This is a genomic window from Paracoccus aeridis (assembly GCF_004923205.2).
Taxonomy (GTDB): Bacteria; Pseudomonadota; Alphaproteobacteria; order Rhodobacterales; family Rhodobacteraceae; genus Paracoccus; species Paracoccus aeridis.
In genome coordinates this window covers 176,692-201,583 of record NZ_SELD02000018.1, presented here as the reverse complement: position 1 = coordinate 201,583, position 24,892 = coordinate 176,692, and the positions used below count along the sequence as shown (strand labels likewise).

The window sequence follows — 24,892 nt, the reverse complement described above, 5'->3', positions numbered from 1 at the left end:
CATGACCGACAACGCATCGCAGACCGCGCACGCAACCGAACTCCTGGCATTCCGCCTGGGCGACCAGGAATACTGCGTCGACATCATGTCCGTGCGCGAGATCAGGGGCTGGACCCGCGCCACGCCGCTTCCCTTCGCGCCCGGGCACGTGAAGGGCGTCATCAACCTGCGCGGCACGATCCTGCCCGTCATCGACCTTGCCGTGCGGCTGGGGATGGCGCCGGTCGCGGGTGACGACCGCAACGTCATCATCGTGGTGGCGGTGAACGGGCACACCGTCGGGCTGCTGGTCGACGCCGTGTCCGACATCCTGTCGATCCCGGTCGAAAATTTCCAGCCGCCGCCGGACCTGGGCGATACCGGACCCGCCATGTGCATCAGCGCGCTGACGCTCGTCGACGAACGGCTGATCCGGGTGCTGGACCTGGGCGCCGTGCTTCCCGGACAGGCGGTGGACGCCGCATGACAAGCGACCTCGGGACCGCCGCCCACTCTCCTTTGGCCGACCGCCCGGCCGACCTCGAAGCCGGTCGGCAGAGAGCCGGGCGACAGCCCTCGCGGCTTTCCCCCGAGCGTGCCGACCGGCTCTCGCGCGACAGCTGCAATCCTGCCGGGGCCATTCCTGGCGACGGTCCGCGCGGCATCCTGCGGTCGGACTTCGCTGCGAACGTCTTGGTGAGCGAGGACATTCCCGAGCCTGCCAGTCCCGGCACCCGCACCTCGCCGTGTGCCCCCGGCACCGCCGAACCGCCGCGGCCGGCCAGCTCCGGCCCGACCCGTGCCACCCGGACGTTCGACCGCTCGGACGTCCTTTGCGCGCGCATCGCCCGCATCATCTACCGCGAGGCCGGGATCGTGCTCGGGGCCGGCAACAGCAACATGATCCTCGCGCGGCTGGAAAAGCGGATTGCGCGGGCGGGGTGCGGCGACCTCGCAGGCTACGTCCGGCTGCTCGAAAGCCCCGCGGGCGCCGGGCTGATCCCCGATCTCGTCACGGCGCTGACGACCAACGTCACGCAGTTCTTCCGCGAGCCGCATCACTTCGACTTCCTGCGCGGCGTCGTGGCCCCGCGCTGGTGCCGCGACACCGACGCCCCGCTCGCCATCTGGTCGGCGGGCTGTTCCAGCGGGCAGGAGCCCTATTCGATCGCGATGGCGCTGTCGCCCCCGGCGCTGTCCTGGGCCGACGCCCCGCCGCTCACCATCCTCGCGACCGACATCGACCGCGACGTGCTGGCGCGGGCGGAGCGCGGCGAGTATTCGCAGACCGAGGCCGCCTCGATCCCCCCGGATCTGCGCGACGCGTGGTTCAGGCCTGCGAGGGCCGGCATCCGCGCGCGGCCCGGCCTGCGCGGCAAGGTCGAGTTCCGGCCCCAGAACCTGCACGGCCGCTGGGCGCTGCCGGGGCAGTTCGACGTCATCTTCTGCCGCAACGTGATCATCTATTTCGACGCCGCTGCCCAGCATTTGCTGTGGGAGAAGTTCCTGTACCACCTCCGCCCCGGCGGCTGGCTGATCGTGGGGCATTCCGAGCAGGCGCCGAAAGCCCTGCGGGGCCGGGTGCGCCAGGTCGGCCCGACCGTCTACCAGTGTGCGGATCCGGCCAGGACGGAAGGATGAACGAATGAGCATCAAGGATCACCTTCAGGTCATGGTCGTGGACGACACGGCGACGAGCCGCGGGCTGATGCTGCAGGCGCTGGACAGCATGGGCATCCGCAACGTCCAGCACGCGACCGACGGGCAGGAGGCCCTGGTCAAGGTCGCGGCCAGGCCCGTGCACCTGGTCCTGTCGGACTACTTCATGCCCGGCATGGACGGGCTGCAGCTTCTGCAGACGCTCAGGCGCGACGCGCGCACGAAGGGGGTCGGGTTCGTCCTCGTGACAGGCCGGGCCGAGCAGGAGCTGATCGATCGCGGCAAGTCGCTGGGCATGAACAACTTCATCCGCAAGCCCTTCACCACGCCCGAGCTGAAGTCCTGCCTCGAAGCGGTCGTGGGGCGGTTCTGAGATGGCGGACCTTGCGCCGGCGACGCCTGGTGCCCCGGCGCCCCTTCTGGCTTTGCTGGGGGCCGAGCTTGCAGCGATGGCGGACGACATGCTGCGGTTGCAGGCGGCGCTGTCGGCCGGGCTGGTTGGCGCGGACGTGAGGGGGCCTGACGCGGAGTGGGCTGACGCGGAGGGCGCGGACGCGGAAGGGCGGGGCGGGGAAGGGCCGGACGCGACGGGGTCGCGCCTCGTGCGGCCGTATGTCGTGGGGCCGGACTTCGCTGGGCGGGAGCCAGGGGCTCCGCACGCGGCAGGGCTGGGCGGGCGACCGCGCAGCGGGCGCAAGCCGTCGCGGCCCGCGCCGCCTGCGGCCCTGATCGTCGCGCTGCAGGATCTCGACCGCTTGTCGCAGACCGCGGCCGAACTGGGCGCGCTGTGCCGGGCGCTGGGCCACGATCCTTCGCCGCCCGGGGGCACCGAGCGGGCGCTGGACGCGATGAGCATGCGGTCGCTCGCGGCCCGGCTTTCGGGGCAGGGGACCGCGCCCGACGACCGCGCCGCCCCCGGCACAGTGCAGCTCTTCGACTGACCCGCGCGGTTCCGGTCAACGCGCTGCCCAGCCCACGCCAGGCCGACAATGCCGCCCCGTCCACGCCTCGCCCAGGCCGCCCCGACCCGCCGCCCACCGCCACGCCGTGCCGAGTACCCCGCCCCGACCGCCCCGCGCTTGCGCCTTTACCGCGGCAGGCCGCGTGTCTATGTGCAGGACTGCCTCTCGCCCAGCCGGAAAGCCCTTCCCGATGCCCAGTCTGAACGACATCCGCTCGACCTTCCTCGACTTCTACGAACGGAACGGGCACGCCCGCGTCGACAGCTCGCCCCTGGTGCCGCGCAACGACCCGACGCTGATGTTCACGAACTCCGGCATGGTGCAGTTCAAGAACCTGTTCACCGGGGTCGAGAAGCGCGACTACGTCCGCGCCACCACGGCGCAGAAATGCGTGCGGGCGGGCGGCAAGCACAACGACCTCGACAACGTGGGCTACACCGCGCGGCACCACACCTTCTTCGAGATGCTGGGCAACTTCAGCTTCGGCGACTACTTCAAGGAACAGGCGATCCCCTATGCGTGGGAACTGCTGACGAAGGACTTCGGCATACCGAAGGACCGGCTTCTGGTCACCGTCTACCACACCGACGACGAGGCGGCGGCGATCTGGAAGAAGGTCGCGGGCCTGACCGACGACCGCATCATCCGCATCGCGACCAACGACAACTTCTGGCAGATGGGCCCGACCGGCCCGTGCGGCCCCTGCACGGAAATCTTCTACGACCACGGCGACGGCATCTGGGGCGGCCCGCCCGGCAGCGCCGACGAGGACGGCGACCGCTTCATCGAGATCTGGAACCTCGTCTTCATGCAGTTCGAGCAGTTCGAGGACGGCTCGATGAAGCCGCTGCCGAACCCGTCGATCGACACCGGCATGGGGCTGGAACGGATCGGCGCGCTGCTGCAGGGCAAGCACGACAACTACGACACCGACCTGATGCGTTCGCTGATCGAGGCGTCGGCCCACGCCACCGGCAGCGATCCCGACGGCCCCGGCAAGATCCACCACCGCGTCATCGCGGACCACCTGCGCTCGACCAGTTTCCTGATCGCGGACGGGGTGATGCCGTCGAACGAGGGGCGCGGCTATGTCCTGCGCCGGATCATGCGCCGCGCCATGCGCCACGCGCACATGCTGGGCGCGCAGGATCCTGTGATGCACAGGCTGGTGCCCGCGCTGGTGCGCCAGATGGGCGCGGCCTATCCCGAACTCACCCGCGCGCAGGTGATGATCGAGGAGACGCTGCGGGGCGAGGAGGCGCGCTTCCGCCAGACGCTCGACCGCGGGCTGCGGCTGCTGGGCGACGAGGTCGCGCGCCTGCCCGACGGCGCGGACCTGCCTGGCGAGACGGCGTTCCGGCTTTACGACACCTACGGCTTCCCGCTGGACCTGACGCAGGACGCCCTGCGCGAGCAGGGGCGCGGGGTCGAGGTCGCGGGCTTCGACAGCGCCATGGCCGAACAGAAGGCCAAGGCCCGCGCCGCGTGGTCCGGTTCGGGCGAGACGCGGGACGCGGCGATCTGGTTCGATCTCGCCGACCGGCACGGCGCGACCGAGTTCCTGGGCTATGACGCCGACGAGGCCGAGGGCGCGATCCTGGCGCTGGTCATCGACGGGGCAGAGGTGGACGGCGCCACCGAGGGCCAGCAGGTCGGGATCGTGGTGAACCAGTCGCCCTTCTACGCCGAAAGCGGCGGGCAGGTGGGCGACCGCGGCCTCATCAAGACCGAGACGGGCGCGGCGCGCGTGACCGACACCCGCAAGTCGGGCAACCTGTTCATCCACATGGCCGAGGTCACGGCAGGCCGGATCGGGCGCGGGCAGGGGGCCGTCCTGTCGGTTGACGCCGCGCGGCGCGGGGCGATCCGGGCCAACCACTCGGCCACGCATCTTCTGAACGAGGCGCTGCGGGCCGCGCTGGGCGCGCATGTCGCGCAGAAGGGGTCGCTGAATGCCGACGACCGGCTGCGGTTCGACTTCAGCCACGGCAAGGCGCTGTCGGCCGATGAACTGGCGCAGGTCGAGGCCGAGGTGAACGAGGTCATCCGCCAGAACACGCCGGTCGAGACGCGGGTGATGAGCCCCGACGACGCCCGCGCGATGGGCGCGCAGGCGCTCTTCGGTGAAAAGTACGGCGACGAGGTCCGCGTCGTGTCGATGGGCCGCAGGGCCGGGTCCGACAAGGGCGCCAGCCGCGACGTCTATTCGATCGAGCTTTGCGGCGGCACCCATGTCGGCCGCACCGGCGATATCGGCGCGTTCGTCCTTCTGGGCGACAGCGCGTCGAGCGCGGGCGTCCGCCGGATCGAGGCGCTGACGGGGCAGGCCGCGCTCGACCACCTGCGCGGCGCCGAGCGGCAGCTGAGCGAGATCGGCGGCCTTCTGAAGGCGCAGGCGGGGGACGTTGTCGGCCGGGTGAAGGCGCTCGCCGACGAACGCAAGGCGCTGGCGAACGAGGTCGCGCAGCTGCGGCGCGAGCTTGCGATGGGCAATGCGGGCGGCGGCGATGCGGCCGAAAGGGACGTGGGCGGGCTGAAGTTCGTCGCGCGCCGCCTGTCGGGCGTGTCGGGCAAGGACCTGGGCACGCTCGCCGACCAGATGCGCGGGCAGCTGTCGGGCCCCGGCGCGGTGCTGGCGATGTCGGACGATGGCGGCAAGGCGACCGTGGCCGCGACCGTTTCGCAGGATCTCGTAAACCGGCTGAGCGCGGTCGAGATCGTGCAGGCGGCGGTGCAGGCGCTCGGCGGCAAGGGCGGCGGCGGCCGTCCGGACCGGGCGCAGGGCGGCGCGCCGTCGCTCGACGCGGCCGATGACGCCATCGCGGCGGTCGAGGCGATGATCGCCGCGAAGTCCTGACCCGATCCGTGGCGCCGTGCCGCCCCGTGCCCCGCTGCCCGGCGCCGTCTGCCCGCTCGTTGCGCAAGCGCGACGATGTGATCGCAGGCGTGCGGCCAGCTGGCACAATGCCGGTGAAATCGGCCGGTTTTCATGCTAGCCCCCGCTGAAAGAAGCAAAGCGGGGGGCAGGGGAAATGTGTCGCTGGGCGGCTTACATCGGTGAGCCGATCTATCTCGAGGATATCGTCAGCCTGCCCGCGCATTCGCTGGTCCGGCAAAGCCAGTCCGCGATCCGCTGCCACACGCCGGTGAACGCGGACGGCTTCGGGCTTGCCTGGTACGGCGACCGCGACGATCCGGGGCTTTACCGCGACGTGATGCCCGCCTGGTCTGACCCCAACCTGCGCAGCCTGACCGCCACGGTGAAGTCGCGGCTGTTCATGGCGCATGTCCGCGCCTCGACCGGAACGGCGACCAGCCGCAACAACTGCCACCCCTTCGCGGTGGGCCGCTGGTCCTTCATGCACAACGGCCAGTTCGGCGGCTACGACGGCTGGCGGCGCGCGGCCGAGGCGCTGATCCCCGACGATCTCTATGCCCACCGCAAGGGCGCGACCGACAGCGAGGCGCTGTTCCTGGCCGCGCTTGGCGAAGGGCTGGCGGCCGATCCCGCGGGTGCGATGGAACGCGCCGCGTTCCGGTTCCAGGCGTTGGCCGAGGCGCGCGGCACGCTGCCGCACGTCCGGCTGACGGCCGCGTTCTCGGACGGGCGGCGGCTTTACGCCGTGCGCTATGCCAGCGACGACAACGCGCCGTCGCTCTATTACCGCTGGTCGTCCTCGCGGTGCGGGTTCGCGGTCGTGTCGGAGCCGCTGGAGGCCGACGAGCCGGGCTGGCTGGAAGTGCCGCCGGGGTCGTTCTGCGCCTTCGACGGGCAGGACGTGTCGATCCGCCCGTTCCGGCCGATGGCGGAGCGCGTGGCGGCCTGACTTGCCGGCCCCGTCCCCGCGTGGCACAGCGGCGGTCGAAAGGACTGCCGCGATGACCCACGCCCCCGAGCCGACCGAGACCCCGACCGCAGGCCCCGCCGGCCTGCCGGTCGTCCGCCTGCGCCCCAAGGCGAACGCGCGCGCGATCCGGCACGGCTTTCCATGGGTCTTTGCCGACGAGCTGGTGGTCGACCGGCGCACCCGCGCGATCCCCCCGGGCGCGATGGCGGTGCTGGAGGATGCCGAGCGCCAGCCGCTTGGCGTCGTCACGGTCAACCCGGCCTCGAAGATCGTCGCCCGGATGATGGACCCGCGCGCCGACGCCGCGATCGACCGCGACTGGCTCGCCGCGCGGCTGTCCCGCGCGCTGGCGCTGCGGGAACGCTTGTTCGACGCGCCGTTCTACCGTCTGGTCCACGCCGAATCCGACGGGCTGCCCGGCACCATCATCGACCGCTTCGGCGATGCCGCCGTGATCCAGCCGAACGCCGCCTGGGCCGACCGGATGATCGACGATCTCGCGCAGGCGCTGGTCGACGTCACCGGCGTCTCGACCGTGGTGATGAACGGAAGCGGTCGGGCGCGGGGACTGGAAGGTCTCGAGGACCGGACCGAGGTGCTGCGCGGCGGCCTGAGCGGCCCGGTCGAGGTGCCGATGAACGGCGCGATCTACCTCGCCGACCTCACCGGCGGGCAGAAGACGGGGCTGTTCTACGACCAGCGCCCGAACCATGCCTTCGCGGCGCGGCTGGGGCGCGGCGGGCGGATCCTCGACGTCTTCTCCCATGTCGGCGGGTTCGGCCTTGCCGCGCTCGCCGCGGGGGCGGAGCACGCGACGCTCGTCGACGGATCGGCGGCGGCGCTGGAGCTTGCGACGGGCGGCGCGCGCGCGATGGTCGCGGCGGACCGCGTCGCCACGCGGCAGGGCGACGCCTTCCAGCAGATGGAGGCGCTGGGCGCCGAGGGCGCGCGCTTCGACCTCGTCGTCTGCGACCCGCCCGCCTTCGCCCCCGCGAAGCCCGCGCTGGATGCGGGCCTGCGCGCCTACGAACGCGTGGCCCGCCTCGCCGCGCCGCTGGTCGCGCCGGGCGGCTATCTCGTCCTCTGCTCGTGCAGCCACGCCGCCGACCTGACCGCGTTCCGGAACGCGAGCGCGCGCGGCATCGGCCGCGGCGGACGGCGGATGCAGCTGGTCCACACGGGCTTCGCCGGCCCGGACCACCCGATCCTGCCGCAGCTTGCCGAAAGCGGCTATCTCAAGTCGCTGTTCTTCCGGCTGGGTGGATGAAGGCGGTTCTCGACGCCTGCGTCCTCTACCCGACCGTCCTGCGGGAAATCCTGATCCTCGCGGCCGAGGCCGGGCTTTACGAGCCGGTCTGGTCGGACCGGATCCTCGCCGAATGGCGCCACGCCGCCGCCCGGCTGGGGCAGGGCGAGGTCGCCGGGGCCGAGATCGCGCTGCTTCGTGCCGCCCGCCCCGGCGCCGCCGCGCCCGATGACGGCATCGCCGCCGCGGGGATCGACTGGCCCGACCCCGCCGACCGGCACGTGGCCGAGGCCGCGCTGGCGTCGGGCGCGGGGCTGATCGTCACCGCCAACCTGCGCGACTTCCCGCCCCGCGCGACCGCGGCGCTGGGCCTTCGGGCGGTCCACCCCGACGCGTTCCTGACCGGCCTGTGCAACGGCGCGCCCGACGTCGTCGGGGCGGCGGTCCGCACCGTCCACGCGCGGGCGCAGGTCGCGGGCGGCCCGGTCGATCTGCGCGACCTGATGCGCCGGGCGCGGCTTCCGCGGCTCGCCAAGGCGGTCGCGCGGGCCGGGTGAACGCCCGTCCGGGCTTGCCGCGCCCGCCGCCAGTGTCTAACCCGAACACGAAAGGGTGGGCGTCCATGGCCTCGCGTGTCATCCCGGTCGAGGATTTCGACCTCATCATCTTCGGTGCGACGGGCGACCTGTCGCGGCGCAAGATCATGCCGGGCCTGTTCCGGCGCTTCGTCGCGGGGCAGATGCCGCCTGGCGCGCGCGTGATCGGCAGCGCGCGGTCGGAAATGACAACCGACGGGTTCCGCGCCGACATCCGCGCCGCCATCGCCGAACATGACGGCCCCCGCGCGGATCACCCGCAGCTCGACGAGTTCCTGTCGCGTCTCGACTATGTCACGCTGGACGCGACGGACGAAGGCACGGCCGAGCCTGCCTGGCAGGCGATCCGCGACAAGATGCGCGACGGGGTGATCCGGGCCGCGTATTTCTCGGTCGCGCCCTTCCTGTTCGAGCCCCTGGCGCGCGGCCTCGCCCGGCACGGGCTTGCGGGCGAGGGGATCCGCATCGTCGTGGAAAAGCCGTTCGGCCACGACCTGGCCAGCGCGCGCGACCTGAACGAGATGCTGGCCCGGCATTTCGACGAGGCGCAGATCTACCGGATCGACCACTATCTCGGGAAGGAGACGGTCCAGAACCTGATGGCGGTGCGCTTTGCCAACATCCTGTTCGAGCCCCTGTGGAACGCGCAGTATGTCGACCACGTCCAGATCACCGTCGCGGAAACCGTGGGCGTGGCCGGGCGCGGCAGCTACTACGACGGGGCCGGGGCCATGCGCGACATGGTCCAGAACCACATGATGCAGCTTCTCTGCATGATCGCGATGGAGCCGCCGTGGCACTTCGACCCCGACGCGGTGCGGGACGAGAAGCTGAAGGTCCTGCGCGCGCTGATGCCGGTCGAGGCGGGCGACATCGTCCACGGCCAGTACCGGCCCGCGGCCGGCATGGCGGGGTACGGCGAGGATGCCGGCAACGCCCACAGCCGCACGGAAAGCTTCGTCGCGCTCAAGGTGCGGCTCGCGAACTGGCGCTGGCAGGGAACGCCCTTCTACCTGCGGACCGGCAAGCGCCTGCGCGCCCGCGCCAGCGAGATCGCGGTCGTGTTCCGCACGCCGCCCCATTCGATCTTCGACGCCGCGGACCCGCCCCGCGCGAACGAGCTGATGATCCGGCTTCAGCCGGACGAGGGCATGGACCTCAAGATGATGATCAAGGAACCCGGTCCCGGCGGCATGCGTCTGGTGCAGGTCCCGCTGGACATGTCCTTCGCCGAGGCGCTGGGGGCAGAGGGGGCCGAGCTTCCCGACGCCTACGAGCGGCTCATCATGGACGTGATCCGGGGCAACCAGACCCTGTTCATGCGCGGCGATGAGGTCGAGGCGGCCTGGGCCTGGGCTGACCCGATCATCGAACGCTGGGCGTCGTCCGATGCCCCGCCCCGGCCCTATGACGCGGGTTCCGCCGGACCGGCCGAGGCGGCGGAGCTGATGAAGCGCGACGGCCGCCGCTGGCGCGAGATGCGCGGATGAGGACCACATGAAGCTGATCGAATACCCCGACCGCGAGGCGCTTGTCCTCCAGCTTGCCCAGGACATCGCCGGCCGCCTGCGCCAGGCGCTGCGATCCGACGGGCGCGCGACGCTGTGCCTGCCCGGCGGCACCACGCCCGCGCCGCTGTTCTCGCAACTGTCCGAGCTGCAGCTGGAATGGGACCGCGTGACCGTGTTCCCCGGCGACGAGCGCTGCGTGCCGCCTGCCGACGCCCGGTCGAACGCCCGGCTGGTGCGCCACCAGCTGATGCAGGGACCGGCCGCCGCGGCGCGGTTCATCGACCTGTTCACCGGCACCGGCACGCCCGAGGAGGAAGCCGCGGCCGCGAGCGACCGGCTGGAAGGCGCCCTGCCGATCACCGTCCTTCTGCTGGGGATGGGCGAGGACATGCACATCGCGAGCCTTTTCCCCGACGATGACGCCACCGCCGCCGCGCTGGAACCCGGCGCGCCCGCGGTCGTGGCAGTCCGGTCGGACGCGGTGTCCGAACCGCGGCTGACGCTTTCCGGGCCGGTGCTGAAGCGCGCGATGGACCCGCACCTGATGATCTTCGGCGCGGCCAAGCGCGCGGCGCTGGAACGCGCGGCCAAGCTTGCGCCGGCGCAGGCTCCCGTGCGGGCGGTCTGGGGCGATCTGTGCGTCCATTGGGCGGAATGACGGGGAACACGCGATGACGATCTGGAACGACCTCGACGCCCATCGCCGGGCCCATGCCGACCGCCCCATCACCGCGCTTTTCGCGGCCGAGCCGGACCGCGCCGCGCGCCGGTCGACGCAAGCCTGCGGCATGGTGCTCGACTGGTCCAAGACCGCGCTCGACGACCGCGCGCTGGACCTGCTGCTGGATCTTGCCAGGGTCGTTCCGGAACGGCGCGAGGCGATGTTCTCGGGTCAGCGCATCAACGAAACCGAAGGGCGGGCCGTCCTTCACACCGCGCTGCGCCGGCCGGCGGGCAAGGATCGCGGCCCGGTCGCGGTCGACGGGCGCGACGTGCTGCCGGGGGTCGCCGAAACGCTCGAGCGGATGCGCCGCTTCGCCACCCGCATCCGCGAGGGCAAGATCGCGGGGCAGGGCGGCAGCTACACCGACGTCGTCAACATCGGCATCGGCGGGTCGGATCTCGGCCCGGCGATGGCGGTGCGGGCGCTCTCGCCCTATCACGACGGGCCGCGGGTTCATTTCATCTCGAACGTGGACGGCGCGGACGCGCACGACACGCTGGAGGGGCTGGATCCCGGCCGGACGCTGGTGATCGTGGGGTCCAAGACCTTCACCACGATCGAGACGATGACCAACGCGGCGACCGTCCGCGACTGGATGGGCCGCGCCGTCACGCACCCTGCGGACCAGTTCGCGGCGCTGTCCTCGGCGCTTGGCAAGACGGCGCAGTTCGGGATCGACGCCGACCGCGTGTTCGGGTTCGAGGACTGGGTCGGCGGGCGCTATTCGATGTGGGGACCGATCGGGCTGTCGCTGATGATCGCGATCGGGCCGGACCGGTTCGACGAGTTCCTGTCCGGTGCCGCGGCCATGGACGACCATTTCCGGGATGCCGACCTCGGGCAGAACATGCCGGTGATGCTGGCGCTCGTCGGGCTCTGGCATCACCAGGTCTGCGGCTATCCGACCCGGGCCGTCCTGCCCTACGACCAGCGGCTGCTGCGGCTGCCTGCCTATCTGCAGCAGCTGGAAATGGAATCGAACGGCAAGCGCGTCTCGATGGACGGGGCGGACCTGCCGCGCGTGTCCGGCCCCGTCGTCTGGGGCGAGCCCGGGACGAACGGGCAGCACGCCTTCTACCAGCTGATCCACCAGGGGACCGAGATCGTCCCGTGCGAGTTCATGGTCGCCGCCGAGGGCCACGAGCCCGATCTGGACAACCACCACAAGCTGCTGCTCGCGAACTGCCTTGCGCAGTCGCAGGCGCTGATGCGCGGCCGCTCGCTGGACGAGGCGCGGGCGCTGATGGAGGCGGCGGGGCTGACCGGCGACGAGCTTGACCGGCAGGCCCGCCACCGCGTCTTTCCGGGCAACCGCCCCTCGACCACGCTGATCTATCCGAAACTGACGCCGTTCCGCCTGGGCGCGATCGTCGCGCTGTACGAGCATCGGGTGTTCGTCGAGGGCGTCGCCCTGGGGATCAACAGCTTCGACCAGTGGGGGGTGGAACTGGGCAAGGAGCTCGCGCTTTCCATCGCGCCGTTGCTGGACGGCGACGAGGCTGCGGCGGTGGGGCAGGACGGGTCCACCCTGCGGCTGGCGGAGCTGGTCGCCCGGATGCGCGCGGACGGCTGAGCCTCAGGCGCCGGCGTGGAAATGCGCCAGTGCCGCGTCCATGAAGCGGGCGCGGCGGTCGGGCGTCTCGAACATCGCCTCGTGCCGGCCGCCCTCGATCATCATCAGCTTCGCGCCCGGCCAGCGGTCGACCCGGTCGCGGATCGCGTCGGGGGCGACGATCTTCTCGCGCTCGCCCAGCGCCACCAGCACCGGGATGTCGGGCAGGCCCGACGCGGGCACCGCCGCCAGCCGTTGCGTCTCGGCGAACGCCGTGCCGACCCAGCCGTAGCTGGCGCCGCCCAGCGTCAGGTCGGGCCAGGCCGCCGCCTCGGCCACCATGCGGCCCCAGCGGGCGCCGTCCTCGGTCAGCAGGTTGTCGTTGAAGGGGCAGTCCAGCACGAAGCTGCCGCGCCCGCCGGTCCCGATGGCGGGCAGGCCCGACCGGCCGAGCCGCCCGGCCACCCGCGACAGCCCGGTGGCGAGCAGCCGCTTGGCGGGCCGCGCCATGATGCCCCACATGGGGGCCGAGAACACCGCGCTTGCCACCGGCAGTTCGTTGACCAGCGCGCCCAGCCCGATCGCGCCGCCCATCGAATGGGCGAGGAGATGCCACGGCTGCGGCAGGTCGAGGTCCTGCGCCGCGATCACCAGCTCGACCACGTCGCGCTGGAAGTCCGCGAAGTCGATGGCGTGACCGGGGCGGCGATCGGCCTGCAGCCGGTCCGACATCCCCTGCCCGCGCCAGTCGGCGGCGAGGACGTGGAAGCCGCCTGCCGCAAGCTCGCGCCCGACCTCGACGTATTTTTCCAGGTATTCGGTGCGGCCGGGGAACAGCAGGATGGTCCCCGCCGGCCCTGCGTCCGGTCCGGTCGCGGCCGGCCAGTGGGCCAGCCGCAGCCTGATGCCGTCGTCGGCCCGCACCCAGAAAGCGCGGGCCGGCGGCGAGGGGTCACCGGGAAGCGTGCGGAAAGGCGCGGGCTCCACGAACGGTATCCCTGCGGGGCCTGTCAGGACAGCGCGCCGCCCAGCTTCATCGCCATCGGCAGGGCGCCGTCGAGCTTCAGCTTGCCCGACATGTAGGCCATGGTCGGGTTGGTGGACCCGTCCAGGATCGACTCGAACGTCTCGCGCGAGGCGGTCAGGGTCACGTCGGCATCGCCGTCGCCGGCGCGGGCGCCGTTCTGGTCGATGAAGATGGTGCCCTCGTCGGTGATGACGAACTTGGCGGTGCCGTCGAAGCCGCCGCCGAGGCGGGCGTTCAACTGCTGCACGGCGGTGTCGATGACGCTCATTCCATTCTCCCGTTTCCTGCTTTCGCTGGCGGATATCGCCGCGACGCGTTACACGCCCTTATGCGCGGCTTTTACCTGATGATCCATATTGTCGTGGCGGCATATGCGCTGATGATCGTCCCGGCCCTGCCGATCGCGGGCCCGGCGCGGGCGCAGGACGCGGCGCCCCCTTCCGCCACCGACACCGCGCCGGCCCCGACCGGCCGGGCAATGCCCGCAGGCGAGATGGACGACCTGTTCGCCGAGCTTGCCCAGACCGAGGGCGAGGGGTGGGCCGCCGCCGAAAGCGACATCCTGCGCGAATGGTCGCGGTCGGGGTCCGCCGTGGCCGACCTGCTGCTGAAGCGCGGCTACGCGGCGCTGGACGCGGGCGACACCCGCGGCGCCATCGGCCACCTGACCGCGCTCACCGAACACGCGCCCGGCTTCGCCCCCGGCTGGGCGGCGCGGGCCGAGGCGTTCTATCTGGGCGGCGATCTCGGCCCTGCCGCCGACGACCTTCGCCGCGTCCTGCTGATCGAGCCGCGCTACTGGCCCGCGCTCACGCAGCTGGCCACCATGCTCGAGGAGCTGGGCCGCGACCGCGCCGCGCTCAAGGCGTATCGCGCGAGCCTCGCCGTCAACCCGCACCAGGTCGAGGCCGAGGAGGGCGTCGCACGTCTGCGGCAGGCCGCCGAGGGGACGCCGGTCTGATGGCCGGCACGATGAGCGCGTCGGTCGAGCGCGCGCGCGTCACCGCCGTGCTGGGGCCCACGAACACGGGCAAGACGCATTACGCGATCGAACGGATGCTGGCCCACCGCACCGGCGTGATCGGCCTGCCGCTGCGGCTCCTTGCGCGCGAGGTCTACGACCGCATCGTCAAGGCGCGCGGCCCGTCCGTCGTGGCGCTGGTCACGGGCGAGGAACGGATCGTCCCCGAACGCACCGCCTACTGGGTCGCCACGACCGAGGCGATGCCCGACGTGCTGGCCGACTTCGTCGCCATCGACGAGATCCAGCTTTGCGCCGACCCGGAACGCGGCCACGTCTTCACCGACCGGCTGCTGAACATGCGCGGCCTGCACGAGACGCTGCTGCTCGGGTCCGACACCATGCGCCCGGCCATCGCCGCGCTGGTCCCGAACGCGCAGTTCATGCGGCGCGAGCGGTTCTCCACGCTCAGCTGGGCCGGGTCGAAGAAGCTCAGCCGGATGCCCGCGCGCTCGGCCATCGTCGGCTTCAGCGTCGATGACGTCTATGCGACGGCCGAGCTGCTGCGGCGGCAGAAGGGCGGCTGCGCGGTGGTGATGGGCGCGCTGTCGCCCCGGACCCGGAACGCGCAGGTCGCGATGTACCAGGCGGGCGAGGTCGATTACCTCGTCGCGACCGACGCGATCGGGATGGGGCTGAACCTCGACATCCGCCACGTCGCCTTCGAGGCCACGCACAAGTTCGACGGCCGGCGGATGCGGCCCCTGTTCCCGCACGAGCTGGGCCAGATCGCCGGCCGCGCCGGCCGCCACACGGAACCCGGCACCTTCGGCGTCACCGGCGAGGCGCAGCCCTTGGAGGAAGGGCTGATCGAGGCGATCGAGAACCACCGCTTCCAGCCCATCAGCCGCCTGATGTGGCGCAACCCGTCGCTGGAATTCGGGACCGTGGACCGGCTCGTCCAGTCGCTGGAACAGCCCTCGGGCAGCGAATGGCTGATGCGCGGGCGCGAGGCGGACGACCTGCGCGCGCTCAAGGTGCTGCGCGACCTGCCCGAGATCCGCGACCGGGTGACGCATCCCAGGGACGTGCGGCTGCTGTGGGACGTCTGCCGCGTGCCCGATTTCCGCAGCATCTCGCCGGTCGAGCACACGACGCTTCTGTCCCGGATCTTCGGCTTCGTGCAGGACGGCGGCATCCCCGCCGACTGGATGGCGCGCGCGGTCGAGCGGATCGACAAGCCCGCGGGCGACATCGACGCCCTGTCCAAGCGGCTGGCGTATATCCGCACATGGACCTATGTCGCGCAGCGCGGCGGCTGGGTCCGGGACGAAGCCCATTGGCGGGGCGAGACTCGCGCGGTAGAAGATCGCCTGTCGGACGCGCTGCATGCAGCGCTGACGCAAAGATTCGTGGACCGCCGCACCTCGGTGCTATTGCGGCGGCTCAAGCAGAAGGAGAGCCTGGTGGCCGAGGTGAACGACAAGGGCGAAGTGACGGTCGAAGGCGAGTTCGCCGGCCGGCTGGAAGGCTTCCGGTTCCGCACCGACCCCTCTGCCACGGGCGACGAGGCAAGGATGCTGACCCGCGCCGCCTACGAGGCGCTGCGGCCCGAGTTCCACCTGCGGTCGGACCGCTTCTACAACGCGCCCGACACCGAGCTCGACTTCACCGAGCAGGGCGGCCTGATGTGGGGCGGCTCGGCCGTCGGCAAGCTGGTGAAGGGCACCGATCCGCTGAAGCCGGGGATCGAGGTCTTCGTCGACGAGGAGGCCGGCCCCGAGATCGCGGAAAAGGTGCGCCGCAGGCTCCAGCACTTCATCGACCGAAAGATCGCCTCGGGCTTCGAGCCGCTGATCGCCATGCGTGACGACGAGACGCTGAGCGGTCTCGCCCGCGGCGTGGCGTTCCGCCTGGTCGAGGCGATGGGGGTCCTGCCGCGCGAGGGCGTGGCGCAGGAGATCAAGGAACTGGACCAGGACGCGCGGGGCAGCCTGCGCAAGCACGGGGTCCGGTTCGGGCAGTACACGATCTTCCAGCCGGCGCTGCTGAAGCCCGCGCCGACGCGGTTGCGGCTGCTGCTGACCGCGCTGTGGGACGGCGCGGACGAATTCCCCGGCAGCCCGCCCCCCGGCCTGGTCACGATCCCGAACCTGCCCGACGTGCCGCGCCGCGCCTACACGCTGTCGGGCTATCACCCGGCGGGCGAGCGCGCGATCCGCATCGACATGCTGGAACGGCTCGCCGACCTGCTGCGCGGGCAGGACAGCCGGGCCGGGTTCGAGGCGACGCCGGACATGCTGTCGATCACCGGGATGACGCTGGCGCAGTTCGCCGACCTCATGCGCGGCCTCGGCTACAAGGCCGAGCCGGGCGAGCGGCCTAAGGCCAGCGCTACGCCGGTCGTGGCCGAGCCTGCGCCGGACGCCTCGCCCGCCTCGGATGCGCCGATGACCGAGGAGGAAAGCGTCCTCGCGGCCGAGACCCGCGCCCGCTGGGAAGCGGAGCAGGCCGAGCGCCGCGCTGCGGAAGCCGCCGCCGAAGCCACTGCCGAAGCGGAAGCGCAGGCAGCGGCCGCTGCCGGCGGCGAGGATGGTCCTGTCGCCGCCGCCCAGGTGGTCGAGGCGGCCTCGGCCGCCGAGCCGCCGGTCGTCGAGAACGAGACCTTCTTCACCTTCACCTGGGCGCCGCGTCCCCGCGGCGGCCAGCGCCGGCACGGCGGCGCCGAGGGCGAGACCCGCGGCCCGCGCGGCAACCGCAACGTCCGCGGTGGTGCGCAGGGCGCCCGGCAATCCGCCGGGGGCCAGCCTGCCGACGGCGCCCTTGCCGAGGGCTCGGGCCGCGACGGCCAGCACCACGGCGGCCAGCACCACGAGGGCGAGGACCGGGGCGGCCAGCACCGGGGCGGCAGGGCCCGTCACGGCAAGCCGGGCGGCGAAGGCGGCGAACGGCGCTTCAACGAAGGCGGCAGGGGCGATCGGCCCAAGGGCGAGCGCGGGGACCGGGGCGACCGCAGCCAGGGCGATGGCCACGGCAAGGGGCATGGCCAAGGTCAGGGCCAAGGCCAGGGCAAGGGCCACGGCCAGGGGTTCCGCGGCAAGGGCAGCCCCAAGGGCGGCAAGTCCGAGCCTGCGCGCAGCTACGAGGCGCGCCCGCCCCGCCAGGACAAGCCGATCGACCCCGACAATCCCTTTGCCGTGCTGGCGGCGCTCAAGAACGGCACGTGATGACCTCGCGTGCCGGGGACGGCTGAGTGGCGCGGGGTCGTGACATCCCCGGGCCCGCCGCCCCGCCCGGCGAGGCGATCCGGCTGGACCGCTGGCTCTGCCACGCGCGGGTCTTCAAGACCCGCACCCTCGCCGCCGACCGCATCGCCGCAGGCGGCGTGCGCCTGAACGGCCAGCCCTGCCGCAAGCCGGGCCAGGTGGTGCGCCCCGGCGACGTCATCACGGCCGCCACCTTCGGCAAGGTCCGCGTCCTCCGCGTCATCTCCGCGGGCGAACGCCGCGGCCCGGCGACCGAGGCGCGGCTGCTCTACGAGGATCTGACCGACCCGCCCGACGGCTGTTCTGCAGAGGCGGGCGAACCGGAGGATGGCGGCGATCCGGGCGCCGCGGCCGACGCGTAGAGGCGGGCGGCGGGCGCGATGCAACGCGGGATCCCGGTCGGCGCGGGTTGAACCGGCCCGCGCTTGGGTCTAGGTCAGGTCCACGAAGCTGGGGGCGCCGCCGATGACCTACGTCGTCACTGACAACTGCATCATGTGCAAGTATACTGACTGCGTCGAAGTCTGTCCGGTGGACTGCTTCTACGAGGGCGAGAATACGCTGGTCATCCATCCCGACGAATGCATCGACTGCGGCGTCTGCGAGCCGGAATGCCCTGCCGACGCCATCCGCCCGGATACCGAGCCGAACATGGAAGACTGGGTAGAGTTCAACCGCAAGTATTCCGAACAGTGGCCGGTCATCACCCGCAAGAAGGATCCGATGCCCAACGCCGCCGAGATGGACGGACAGACCGGCAAGCTGGAGAAGTACTTCTCGGAAGCGCCGGGCGAGGGCGACTGAGACGCGCAGCCGCCCGTCGCGCTGAAAGGCCGCGATGCCGCCCGTGATCACAGCCCCCGACGCCGCCGTCGCGGGGCTGCTGTCGTTCTGGTCGCCCTGCATCCTGCCGGTCCTGCCGTTCTACCTTGCCGTGCTGGTCGGGGCGGCGGCTGAGGTGCGCCGGGCGGGGGAGCTTGCGCGTCTGGGGGCCGCCTTCGCCGCCGGGCTGACGCTCGTGTTCGTGCTGACTGGGGCGGGGGCGACGGTCGTGGGCGGCCTGTTCGCACAGGCGCGGAACTGGCTGACATGGACCGCCGTCGCGGTGCTGGCGCTGGCCGGGTGGCGCTTCTTGGCCGGGCGGGTCCGGGTTCCGGCGCGCGGGCCGGGGGGCATTCGTGCAGGGGTCATCGGGGCGGGGCTGCTCGGGATGGCGTTCGCGTTCGGGTGGGCCGCCTGCGCGGGGCCGTCGCTCGCGGCGATCCTGTATCTCGCGAACCGGCCCGGGTCGACGTGGCAGGGGCTCGGGCTGCTGGCGCTCTACGGCATCGGGATGACGCTGCCGTTCGCCCTTCTCGCCGCCCTCGCTGCGCCCTTGGCGGCGCCGCTGCGGCGGGCGGGGCCGGATGCGCGCGCCCTTGCCCGGATCGTGGCCGGCGTCATGCTGATCGCGCTCGCGGCGTTCATCGCCACCGACCGCGTCGGCATGATCGCGCAGGCGCTGCTGGACTGGCGCGACTGGGGCGCGGTCAGCGTCTGAGGGTCAGTCCTGCAGCACCTCGCCGTCCGCCTTGCGCAGGTCGTTGTGGATCGCGACCGCCGCGCGGGCTGCCGTGCCCATTGCGCAGCTGATCTGGTCCAGCCCCTCGACCGCGTCGCCCGCGGCATAGACGCCGGGCACCGAACAGCGCTGGTGTGCGTCCGTGACGAAGCACTGGTTGCCCGACAGCTCGGTCCCCAGCGCCTCTCCCAGGTCGTTCCGGGTCCGCGATCCCAGCGCGGCGTACAGCGTGTCGACCCGCAGCGTGCGCCCGTCGTCCAGCGTCAGCCCGACGTCGTCCGCGTCGAAGTCGAAGCTGCTGACCGGCACCTCCTCGATCGCGATGCCTGCGCTGCGCGCCTGCTCGCGCGCGTCGTCGTCCAGGTCGGGCGCGGCCAGCGCCAGCACCACCACGTCGTCGCTGTAGGTCCGAAGGAACATTGCCTCGGCCAGCCCGTGGCGGTCTAGGCCGAGGACGCCGATGCGGCGGCCCGTCTGCTCGAACGCGTCGCAGATCGGGCAGTAGCGCAGCTGGCCGGCAGCGACCGCGGCGTCGTGGGCCCGAGGTTCCACCGGAGGCCGCAGGTTGACGACCCCGGTCGCCAGCAGGACCGTGCGGGCGCGGACCGCACCGGCGGTCGTCTCGGCGGTGAAGACGTCGCCGTCGCGGATGACCTTCGTCACCTCGCCCGAGCGGAGCTCCGCGCCGTAGCGCCGCGCCTGCACCCGCATGTCGGCCAGAAGGTCGCAGCCGTGCACCCCGCCCGGATAGCCCGGGTGGTTGTGCGAGGTCGGGATCAGCGACAGCCGCCCCTCGTCGGCGTCGACGACGATCGCGCTGCGGTGGAAACGGCCGAGGTAGATCGCCGCGGTAAGCCCCGCCGGGCCGCCGCCGACGATCAGGCAGTCGGCGGCGTCGTCGCCCGTGCGGACATCCGCGCCGCTCTGCCCGGCCCCGGCCTTCTCGGGTCCGTCCACATCATTCCCGTTCACGTCATTCCCGCCCATGCCAGCCCCGTCTCCCTTGGCCCCGGTCACGTCAGCCGCCCCACGTTCGTTCGAGCACGTCGACCCAGTTCCGCCATGCGATCCTCTGGACGAGGTCCTCGCCGTAGCCGTGCGCGCGCATCGCCTCGATCAGCCGCGCGCTGCCGGTCACGTCGCCGATGTCCGACGGCATCAGCGCCCCGTCGAAATCCGACCCCAGCGCCACGCCGCGTTCGCCCAGCAGGCCCAGCAGGTGGTCCAGATGGCGCAGCATCAGCTCGATCCCCGGCACCGCCTCGCGCCGGCCGTCGGGGCGCAGGAAGCCGATGGCGAAGTTCAGCCCGACGAGGCCGCCGCTGTCGGCGATCAGGCGCAGCTGCCGGTCGGTCAGGTTGCGCGAGCTTGCGGCAATGGCATGGACGCCCGAATGGCTCGCCACCAGCGGCGCGTCGGACAGGCGGGCGACGTCGTTGCAGCCCTGTTCGTTCAGGTGCGACAGGTCGATCATGATCCGCAGCGCGTTGCAGTCGCGGACCAGCGCCTGTCCCGCGGGCGTCAGCCCCTCGCCGGTGTCGGGGCTGGAGGGGAAGGCGAACGGAACCCCGTGCCCGTGCCGCGTCGGGCGCGACCAGACCGGCCCCAGCGAGCGCAGGCCCAGGGCGTGCCACAGGAAGAGGGCGTCGGGATCGCGGATCGCCTCGGCCCCTTCCATGTGCAGGACCGCGGCGATCTTGCCCGCATCCATCGCCCCGCGCAGGTCGGCGGCGCTGCGGCAGATCGCAAGCTCGCCCGTGCGTTCCATCGCGTGAAGCGCGGCCGCCTGCGCGAAGGCGGACGGCAGGGCGGTATCGTGCGGGATCTCGGCCGGGAGGTCGAGCCGGAACGGCGGGGTCCAGTCGGGCGCGGGGTGCTGCGCGTCGGTGTCGTAGCCCGGATCGGGGATCCAGATCGCGAAGAAGCCGCCCGCGAACCCGCCCGCGCGCATCCGCGGCAGGTCGAGATGCCCGGTCCCGTCGCCGTTCAGGAACAGGTCGGCGGCCCCCGCGCCGGCCGCGACCACCCGTTGAAGCATGTCGTTGTGACCGTCGAAGATCCGCATCTCGGCTCCGTCTTTTCCCAGCGCCTCGCGACCATGCCCCCGGCGCATGGCGGACACAACCTCGCACAATAGAGGGTGCTTTCGCTGCGCTGCGGCGATAGCGTGAGGGTGTCAGGCAAGGGAAAGCGATGACGGGACGCATCATCACCGTCGCCCAGCAGAAGGGCGGTTCGGGCAAGACGACGCTCGCGGCGAACCTCGCCTGCGCGTGGCGGCGCGAGGGGGCCCGGGTGGCGCTGATCGACACCGATCCGCAGGGAAGCCTTGGCCGCTGGTTCATGGAACGGCTTGGCACCCTGCCCGCCGACGAGGGGCTGGAGTTCTCGACCTCGTCCGCATGGGGTGCGGCCTACAAGGCCGACAAGCTGAAGCGCCGCTTCGATCTCATCATCATCGACACGCCGCCCAAGATCGACAGCGACCTGCGCCCGGCGCTGCGGGCGGCCGACCTGGTGCTGGTGCCGGTCGCGTCCAGCCAGGTGGACCTGTGGGCGACGGAAGGGGTGCTGGACCTTGCCGCGCGCGAGAAGCGGCCGGCGCTGGTGGTGCTGAACCGGACGCGGCCGGGGACCCGGCTGGGGGCCGAGATCGCGGCGGGCGCGGGGCAGCTGGGCGCAGAGGTCGCGGCGGCCACGCTGGGGAACCGCGTGGCCTTCGCCGAGACGCTGGGCCGGGGCAGGGGCGTCGCGGACGGACCCGCGAGCGCCGCCAGCGCCGAGGTGACGGCGCTGGCGGGCGAGGTCATGGCTCGGCTGGGCTGAGCCTGCCCGTCCAGATCAGCCGCAGGTCACGTCGCCCAGCGTGCCGTCGGTCCCGACATGCAGGTTCACCCGGCCCGCGACGTAGTCCATCGTCACCATCATGTCGGGCGTGATGACGCGGACATTCGCGCCGTCCGGGATCGGGACTTCGGAGTGCGGGCGGCCGACATGGGCGCGGTAGGTCTCCAGACCGCAGTCCGCGGCGGCGTCCGCGGTGCCGGTGGGCGTGGTGCCCGTCGCAGTATCCGGCGCGGGTGTCGTGCTCGTGTCAGGGGCAGGCGCGGGGAGCGTCGCCTGCGGTGGCGCAGCCGGTGCGTCGGTGGCGGTGGCCTGCGTGAGCGGGCCGGATGCGCTTTCCCCCGGGGTCCCGGTCATCGCGGCGGGCGTCGGCCTGTCTGGCATCTCTCCGAACGGCGCGGTCATCTCGGCGGTTTTCGCCTGCTTGTCGTAGACGCAGACCATCCGGTCGGCGGACCCGTCCCTGAGTGTCACGGTCACCAGCGCGGCGCCATAGCTTTCGCTGCCGAATGGGTTCACGGCATAGCTCGCCGTCGCGCCTTCGGGCACGTCGGCCAGCGGCTCGCAGGCGGTCCGCACGTCGGCGCGGAAGGCGGCCCAGGCATCCTCGGACGAGGCGAGCGCGGGTGCGGCGAAACCGGCCGTCGCGGCCACGGCGGACAGAGCGCACAGGGCGGAGGGGGCGAAGATCGAACGCAGCATTGCATGTCCTTTCCTGAGGACATGCGGAACGCGGACGCGCCACGGTCGTTCAGGCACGATCGGGTGACAAGCGGGTGAACACCGCCGCCTTGCGCCCCCGCTTCGCGCGCGCCTCGGCTTGCCCTTCCCGCCCGCGCTCAGCGCCCCCGCTTCGACCGCTTGTTCCCGCCGCGCTGGCCCGCGCGGCCCGCGGTGGACCGCCCCGACGACCGCACGGCGGCATCCGCCGCCTCCTCGACCGCCGTCTGCCGGGCGAGCGGGTCGTCGGAGACGGCAAGTTCCACCGCCTCCAGCCGCTTCACCTCGTCGCGCAGGCGCGCGGCTTCCTCGAACTCCAGGTTCTCGGCGGCCTTCCGCATCTGCGTGCGAAGCGCGTCCAGGTGGGCCGCGAGGTTCGCGCCCACCAGCGGCCTGTCGATCTTCGTCGTGATCCGGGACTGGTCGGTGTCGCCCTGCCACAGCCCGGCCAGCACATCGTCCACGTTCTTGCGGACGGTCTGCGGGGTGATGCCGTGTTCGACGTTGTAGGCGTGCTGCTTGGCGCGGCGGCGCTCGGTTTCCGCGATCGCGCGTTCCATGCTGCCGGTGATGCTGTCGGCATACAGGATGACGCGCCCGTCCACGTTCCGCGCCGCCCGCCCGATCGTCTGGATCAGCGAGGTTTCCGAGCGCAGGAACCCTTCCTTGTCGGCGTCGAGGATCGCCACCAGCCCGCATTCGGGGATGTCGAGCCCCTCGCGCAGAAGGTTGATGCCGACCAGCACGTCATAGGCGCCCAGGCGCAGGTCCCGCAGGATCTCGATCCGCTCGATCGTGTCGATGTCGCTGTGCATGTAGCGGACGCGGATGCCCTGTTCGTACAGGTATTCGGTCAGGTCCTCGGCCATGCGCTTGGTCAGCGTGGTGACGAGCGTGCGGTAGCCCGCCTTCGCGACCTGCCGCACCTCGTCCAGAAGGTCGTCGACCTGCGTTTCAACCGGGCGGATCTCGATCACCGGGTCCAGCAGTCCGGTCGGGCGGATCACCTGCTCGGTGAAGACGCCGCCCGTCTGGTCCATCTCCCACGTTGCGGGGGTTGCGGACACGAAGACCGACTGTGGCCGCATCGCGTCCCATTCCTCGAACTTCAGCGGGCGGTTGTCCATGCACGAGGGCAGGCGGAAGCCGTGCTCGGCCAGCGTGAACTTGCGCCGGAAGTCGCCCCGGTACATGCCGCCGATCTGCGGCACGCTGACGTGGCTTTCGTCGGCAAAGACGATGGCGTTGTCGGGAATGAACTCGAACAGCGTCGGCGGCGGCTCGCCGGGCGCGCGGCCGGTCAGGTAGCGCGAATAGTTCTCGATCCCGTTGCAGACCCCGGTCGCCTCGAGCATCTCGAGGTCGAAGTTGGTGCGCTGCTCCAGCCGCTGCGCTTCCAGCAGCTTGCCCTCGTCCTGCAACTGGGCAAGCCGGGCCGTCAGCTCGGATCGGATGCCCTTGATCGCCTGCTGCATCGTCGGCCGGGGCGTGACGTAGTGGCTGTTGGCGTAGATGCGGATCTGCTTGTACTCGGCCTCCTTCGCGCCGGTCAGCGGGTCGAACTCGGTGATCGACTCGAGCTCGTTGCCGAAGAAGCTGAAGCGCCATGCCCGGTCATCCAGGTGGGCGGGCCAGACTTCGACCACGTCGCCGCGCACCCGGAACGCGCCGCGCTGGAACGCGGTGTCGAGCCGCTTGTACTGCTGCGCGACCAGCTCGCCGATGAACTGGCGCTGGTCGTAGGATTGCCCCACGACCATGTCCTGCGTCATGGCCGAATAGGTCTCGACCGAGCCGATGCCGTAGATGCAGCTGACCGAAGCCACGATGATGACGTCGTCGCGTTCCAGCAGCGCCCGGGTGGCCGAGTGGCGCATCCGGTCGATCGCCTCGTTGATCTGCGATTCCTTCTCGATGTAGGTGTCGGACCGCGCGACGTAGGCTTCGGGCTGGTAGTAGTCGTAGTAGCTGACGAAGTATTCGACCGCGTTGTCGGGGAAGAAGCCCTTGAACTCGCCGTAAAGCTGCGCGGCGAGCGTCTTGTTCGGGGCGAGGATGATGGCGGGGCGCTGCGTCGCCTCGATCACCTTGGCCATCGTGAAGGTCTTGCCGGTCCCGGTCGCGCCCAGCAGCACCTGGTCGCGTTCGTTGTTCAGGACGCCTTGGGTCAACTCCGCGATCGCGGTGGGCTGGTCGCCCGCCGGCTCGAACTCGGACTGCATGACGAAGCGGCGGCCGCCTTCAAGCTTCTCGCGCTTCTGGGGGGTGAGCAGCAGCGGGATCGGGGCGTTCGTGTTGTTGTGGGCCATCGGCGTTCCTCGACTGCGGTGCAGGAATCTTGGGAGCGGCCCACGCGTTTTCAAGGCGGCGGCCATGGAGAAGGGCCGCCCTTGCGGACGGCCCTCGCCTTCAGTCCCGTATGCCGGGCGCTCGCCG

Annotated in this window: 23 protein-coding genes; 17 read left to right on the top strand and 6 right to left on the bottom strand. The window is 71.7% G+C overall.

Translation table 11 applies throughout. The features are described 5' to 3' along the window. Position 1 precedes the first annotated feature (1 nt). The 11 genes from ELI80_RS07660 to pgi all read left to right on the top strand — a co-directional run bounded on the left by ELI80_RS07660 (position 2) and on the right by pgi (position 12,098). Positions 2–466, top strand: a complete 465-nt coding sequence (locus tag ELI80_RS07660) for a chemotaxis protein CheW (protein ID WP_136650515.1) — start codon at positions 2–4, stop codon at positions 464–466. Next, the gene (locus ELI80_RS07655; RefSeq protein ID WP_136650514.1) at positions 463–1,620 is read left to right on the top strand and encodes a CheR family methyltransferase; all 1,158 of its coding nucleotides are present in this window, start codon (positions 463–465) and stop codon (positions 1,618–1,620) included. The genes ELI80_RS07660 and ELI80_RS07655 overlap by 4 nt, the downstream gene beginning before the upstream one ends. A gap of 4 nt (positions 1,621–1,624) precedes the next feature. After that, on the top strand, positions 1,625–2,011 hold the full coding sequence (locus tag ELI80_RS07650; protein ID WP_136650513.1) for a response regulator: 387 nt from the start codon (positions 1,625–1,627) through the stop codon (positions 2,009–2,011). A gap of 1 nt (position 2,012) precedes the next feature. Further along, entirely contained in the window at positions 2,013–2,579 is a 567-nt protein-coding gene (locus ELI80_RS07645; protein ID WP_136650512.1) for a hypothetical protein, read from the top strand. A gap of 211 nt (positions 2,580–2,790) precedes the next feature. Further along, positions 2,791–5,457, top strand: coding sequence for an alanine--tRNA ligase (gene alaS, locus ELI80_RS07640; protein ID WP_136650511.1), 2,667 nt, complete (start codon positions 2,791–2,793; stop codon positions 5,455–5,457). Positions 5,458–5,632: 175 nt separating this feature from the next. Then, positions 5,633–6,427, top strand: coding sequence for a class II glutamine amidotransferase (locus ELI80_RS07635; protein WP_136650510.1), 795 nt, complete (start codon positions 5,633–5,635; stop codon positions 6,425–6,427). A 52-nt stretch (positions 6,428–6,479) separates the two neighbouring features. Beyond that, positions 6,480–7,715, top strand: coding sequence for an RSP_2647 family RNA methyltransferase (locus ELI80_RS07630; protein ID WP_136650509.1), 1,236 nt, complete (start codon positions 6,480–6,482; stop codon positions 7,713–7,715). Further along, positions 7,712–8,251: an RSP_2648 family PIN domain-containing protein gene (locus tag ELI80_RS07625; protein ID WP_136650508.1), complete on the top strand. Its 540-nt coding sequence runs from the start codon at positions 7,712–7,714 to the stop codon at positions 8,249–8,251. The genes ELI80_RS07630 and ELI80_RS07625 overlap by 4 nt, the downstream gene beginning before the upstream one ends. A gap of 65 nt (positions 8,252–8,316) precedes the next feature. Further along, positions 8,317–9,780 carry a glucose-6-phosphate dehydrogenase gene (gene zwf / locus ELI80_RS07620; protein ID WP_136650507.1) on the top strand — a complete coding sequence of 488 codons (1,464 nt, stop codon included), beginning with the start codon at positions 8,317–8,319 and terminating at the stop codon, positions 9,778–9,780. Positions 9,781–9,787: 7 nt separating this feature from the next. Next, positions 9,788–10,459, top strand: a complete 672-nt coding sequence (gene pgl / locus ELI80_RS07615; RefSeq protein ID WP_136650506.1) for a 6-phosphogluconolactonase — start codon at positions 9,788–9,790, stop codon at positions 10,457–10,459. A gap of 13 nt (positions 10,460–10,472) precedes the next feature. Continuing rightward, positions 10,473–12,098 (top strand): glucose-6-phosphate isomerase, encoded by a 1,626-nt coding sequence (pgi, locus tag ELI80_RS07610; protein WP_136650505.1) that lies wholly within the window; start codon positions 10,473–10,475, stop codon positions 12,096–12,098. A 3-nt stretch (positions 12,099–12,101) separates the two neighbouring features. Here pgi and ELI80_RS07605 read toward each other — a convergent pair whose 3' ends face one another. Together ELI80_RS07605 and ELI80_RS07600 are read right to left on the bottom strand one after the other, a co-directional pair. Then, positions 12,102–13,064, bottom strand: a complete 963-nt coding sequence (locus tag ELI80_RS07605) for an alpha/beta fold hydrolase (RefSeq protein WP_136650504.1) — start codon at positions 13,062–13,064, stop codon at positions 12,102–12,104. Positions 13,065–13,087: 23 nt separating this feature from the next. Next, complete coding sequence (locus ELI80_RS07600) at positions 13,088–13,372, bottom strand: SCP2 sterol-binding domain-containing protein (RefSeq protein WP_136650503.1); 285 nt, start codon at positions 13,370–13,372, stop codon at positions 13,088–13,090. A 78-nt stretch (positions 13,373–13,450) separates the two neighbouring features. On the opposite strand from ELI80_RS07600, the gene ELI80_RS07595 reads away from it, so the two are divergent. From ELI80_RS07595 to ELI80_RS07575, 5 genes are all read left to right on the top strand, one after another. After that, positions 13,451–14,065, top strand: a complete 615-nt coding sequence (locus ELI80_RS07595; protein WP_136650502.1) for a tetratricopeptide repeat protein — start codon at positions 13,451–13,453, stop codon at positions 14,063–14,065. Then, the gene (locus ELI80_RS07590) at positions 14,065–17,292 is read left to right on the top strand and encodes a helicase-related protein (RefSeq protein WP_438943058.1); all 3,228 of its coding nucleotides are present in this window, start codon (positions 14,065–14,067) and stop codon (positions 17,290–17,292) included. Before ELI80_RS07595 ends, ELI80_RS07590 begins: the two co-directional genes overlap by 1 nt. A 26-nt stretch (positions 17,293–17,318) precedes the next feature. Beyond that, positions 17,319–17,693, top strand: a complete 375-nt coding sequence (locus ELI80_RS07585; protein ID WP_236641378.1) for an RNA-binding S4 domain-containing protein — start codon at positions 17,319–17,321, stop codon at positions 17,691–17,693. 103 nt (positions 17,694–17,796) lie between these two features. Next, positions 17,797–18,135, top strand: a complete 339-nt coding sequence (fdxA, locus tag ELI80_RS07580) for a ferredoxin FdxA (protein ID WP_136650501.1) — start codon at positions 17,797–17,799, stop codon at positions 18,133–18,135. Positions 18,136–18,169: 34 nt separating this feature from the next. After that, complete coding sequence (locus ELI80_RS07575) at positions 18,170–18,871, top strand: cytochrome c biogenesis CcdA family protein (RefSeq protein WP_136650500.1); 702 nt, start codon at positions 18,170–18,172, stop codon at positions 18,869–18,871. A 3-nt stretch (positions 18,872–18,874) separates the two neighbouring features. Here ELI80_RS07575 and ELI80_RS07570 read toward each other — a convergent pair whose 3' ends face one another. Continuing rightward, on the bottom strand, positions 18,875–19,879 hold the full coding sequence (locus tag ELI80_RS07570; protein WP_136650499.1) for an NAD(P)/FAD-dependent oxidoreductase: 1,005 nt from the start codon (positions 19,877–19,879) through the stop codon (positions 18,875–18,877). Positions 19,880–19,910: 31 nt separating this feature from the next. Beyond that, on the bottom strand, positions 19,911–20,957 hold the full coding sequence (locus ELI80_RS07565; RefSeq protein WP_136650498.1) for a dipeptidase: 1,047 nt from the start codon (positions 20,955–20,957) through the stop codon (positions 19,911–19,913). Between the two features lie 128 nt (positions 20,958–21,085). On the opposite strand from ELI80_RS07565, the gene parA reads away from it, so the two are divergent. Further along, positions 21,086–21,718: a ParA family partition ATPase gene (gene parA, locus ELI80_RS07560; RefSeq protein WP_136650497.1), complete on the top strand. Its 633-nt coding sequence runs from the start codon at positions 21,086–21,088 to the stop codon at positions 21,716–21,718. Positions 21,719–21,733: 15 nt separating this feature from the next. Here the strand turns inward: parA and ELI80_RS07555 are convergent, their stop codons facing one another. Together ELI80_RS07555 and uvrB are read right to left on the bottom strand one after the other, a co-directional pair. Then, positions 21,734–22,438: an I78 family peptidase inhibitor gene (locus tag ELI80_RS07555; RefSeq protein ID WP_136650496.1), complete on the bottom strand. Its 705-nt coding sequence runs from the start codon at positions 22,436–22,438 to the stop codon at positions 21,734–21,736. Between the two features lie 137 nt (positions 22,439–22,575). Further along, positions 22,576–24,765: an excinuclease ABC subunit UvrB gene (uvrB, locus tag ELI80_RS07550; protein ID WP_136650495.1), complete on the bottom strand. Its 2,190-nt coding sequence runs from the start codon at positions 24,763–24,765 to the stop codon at positions 22,576–22,578. Positions 24,766–24,892: the final 127 nt, after the last annotated feature.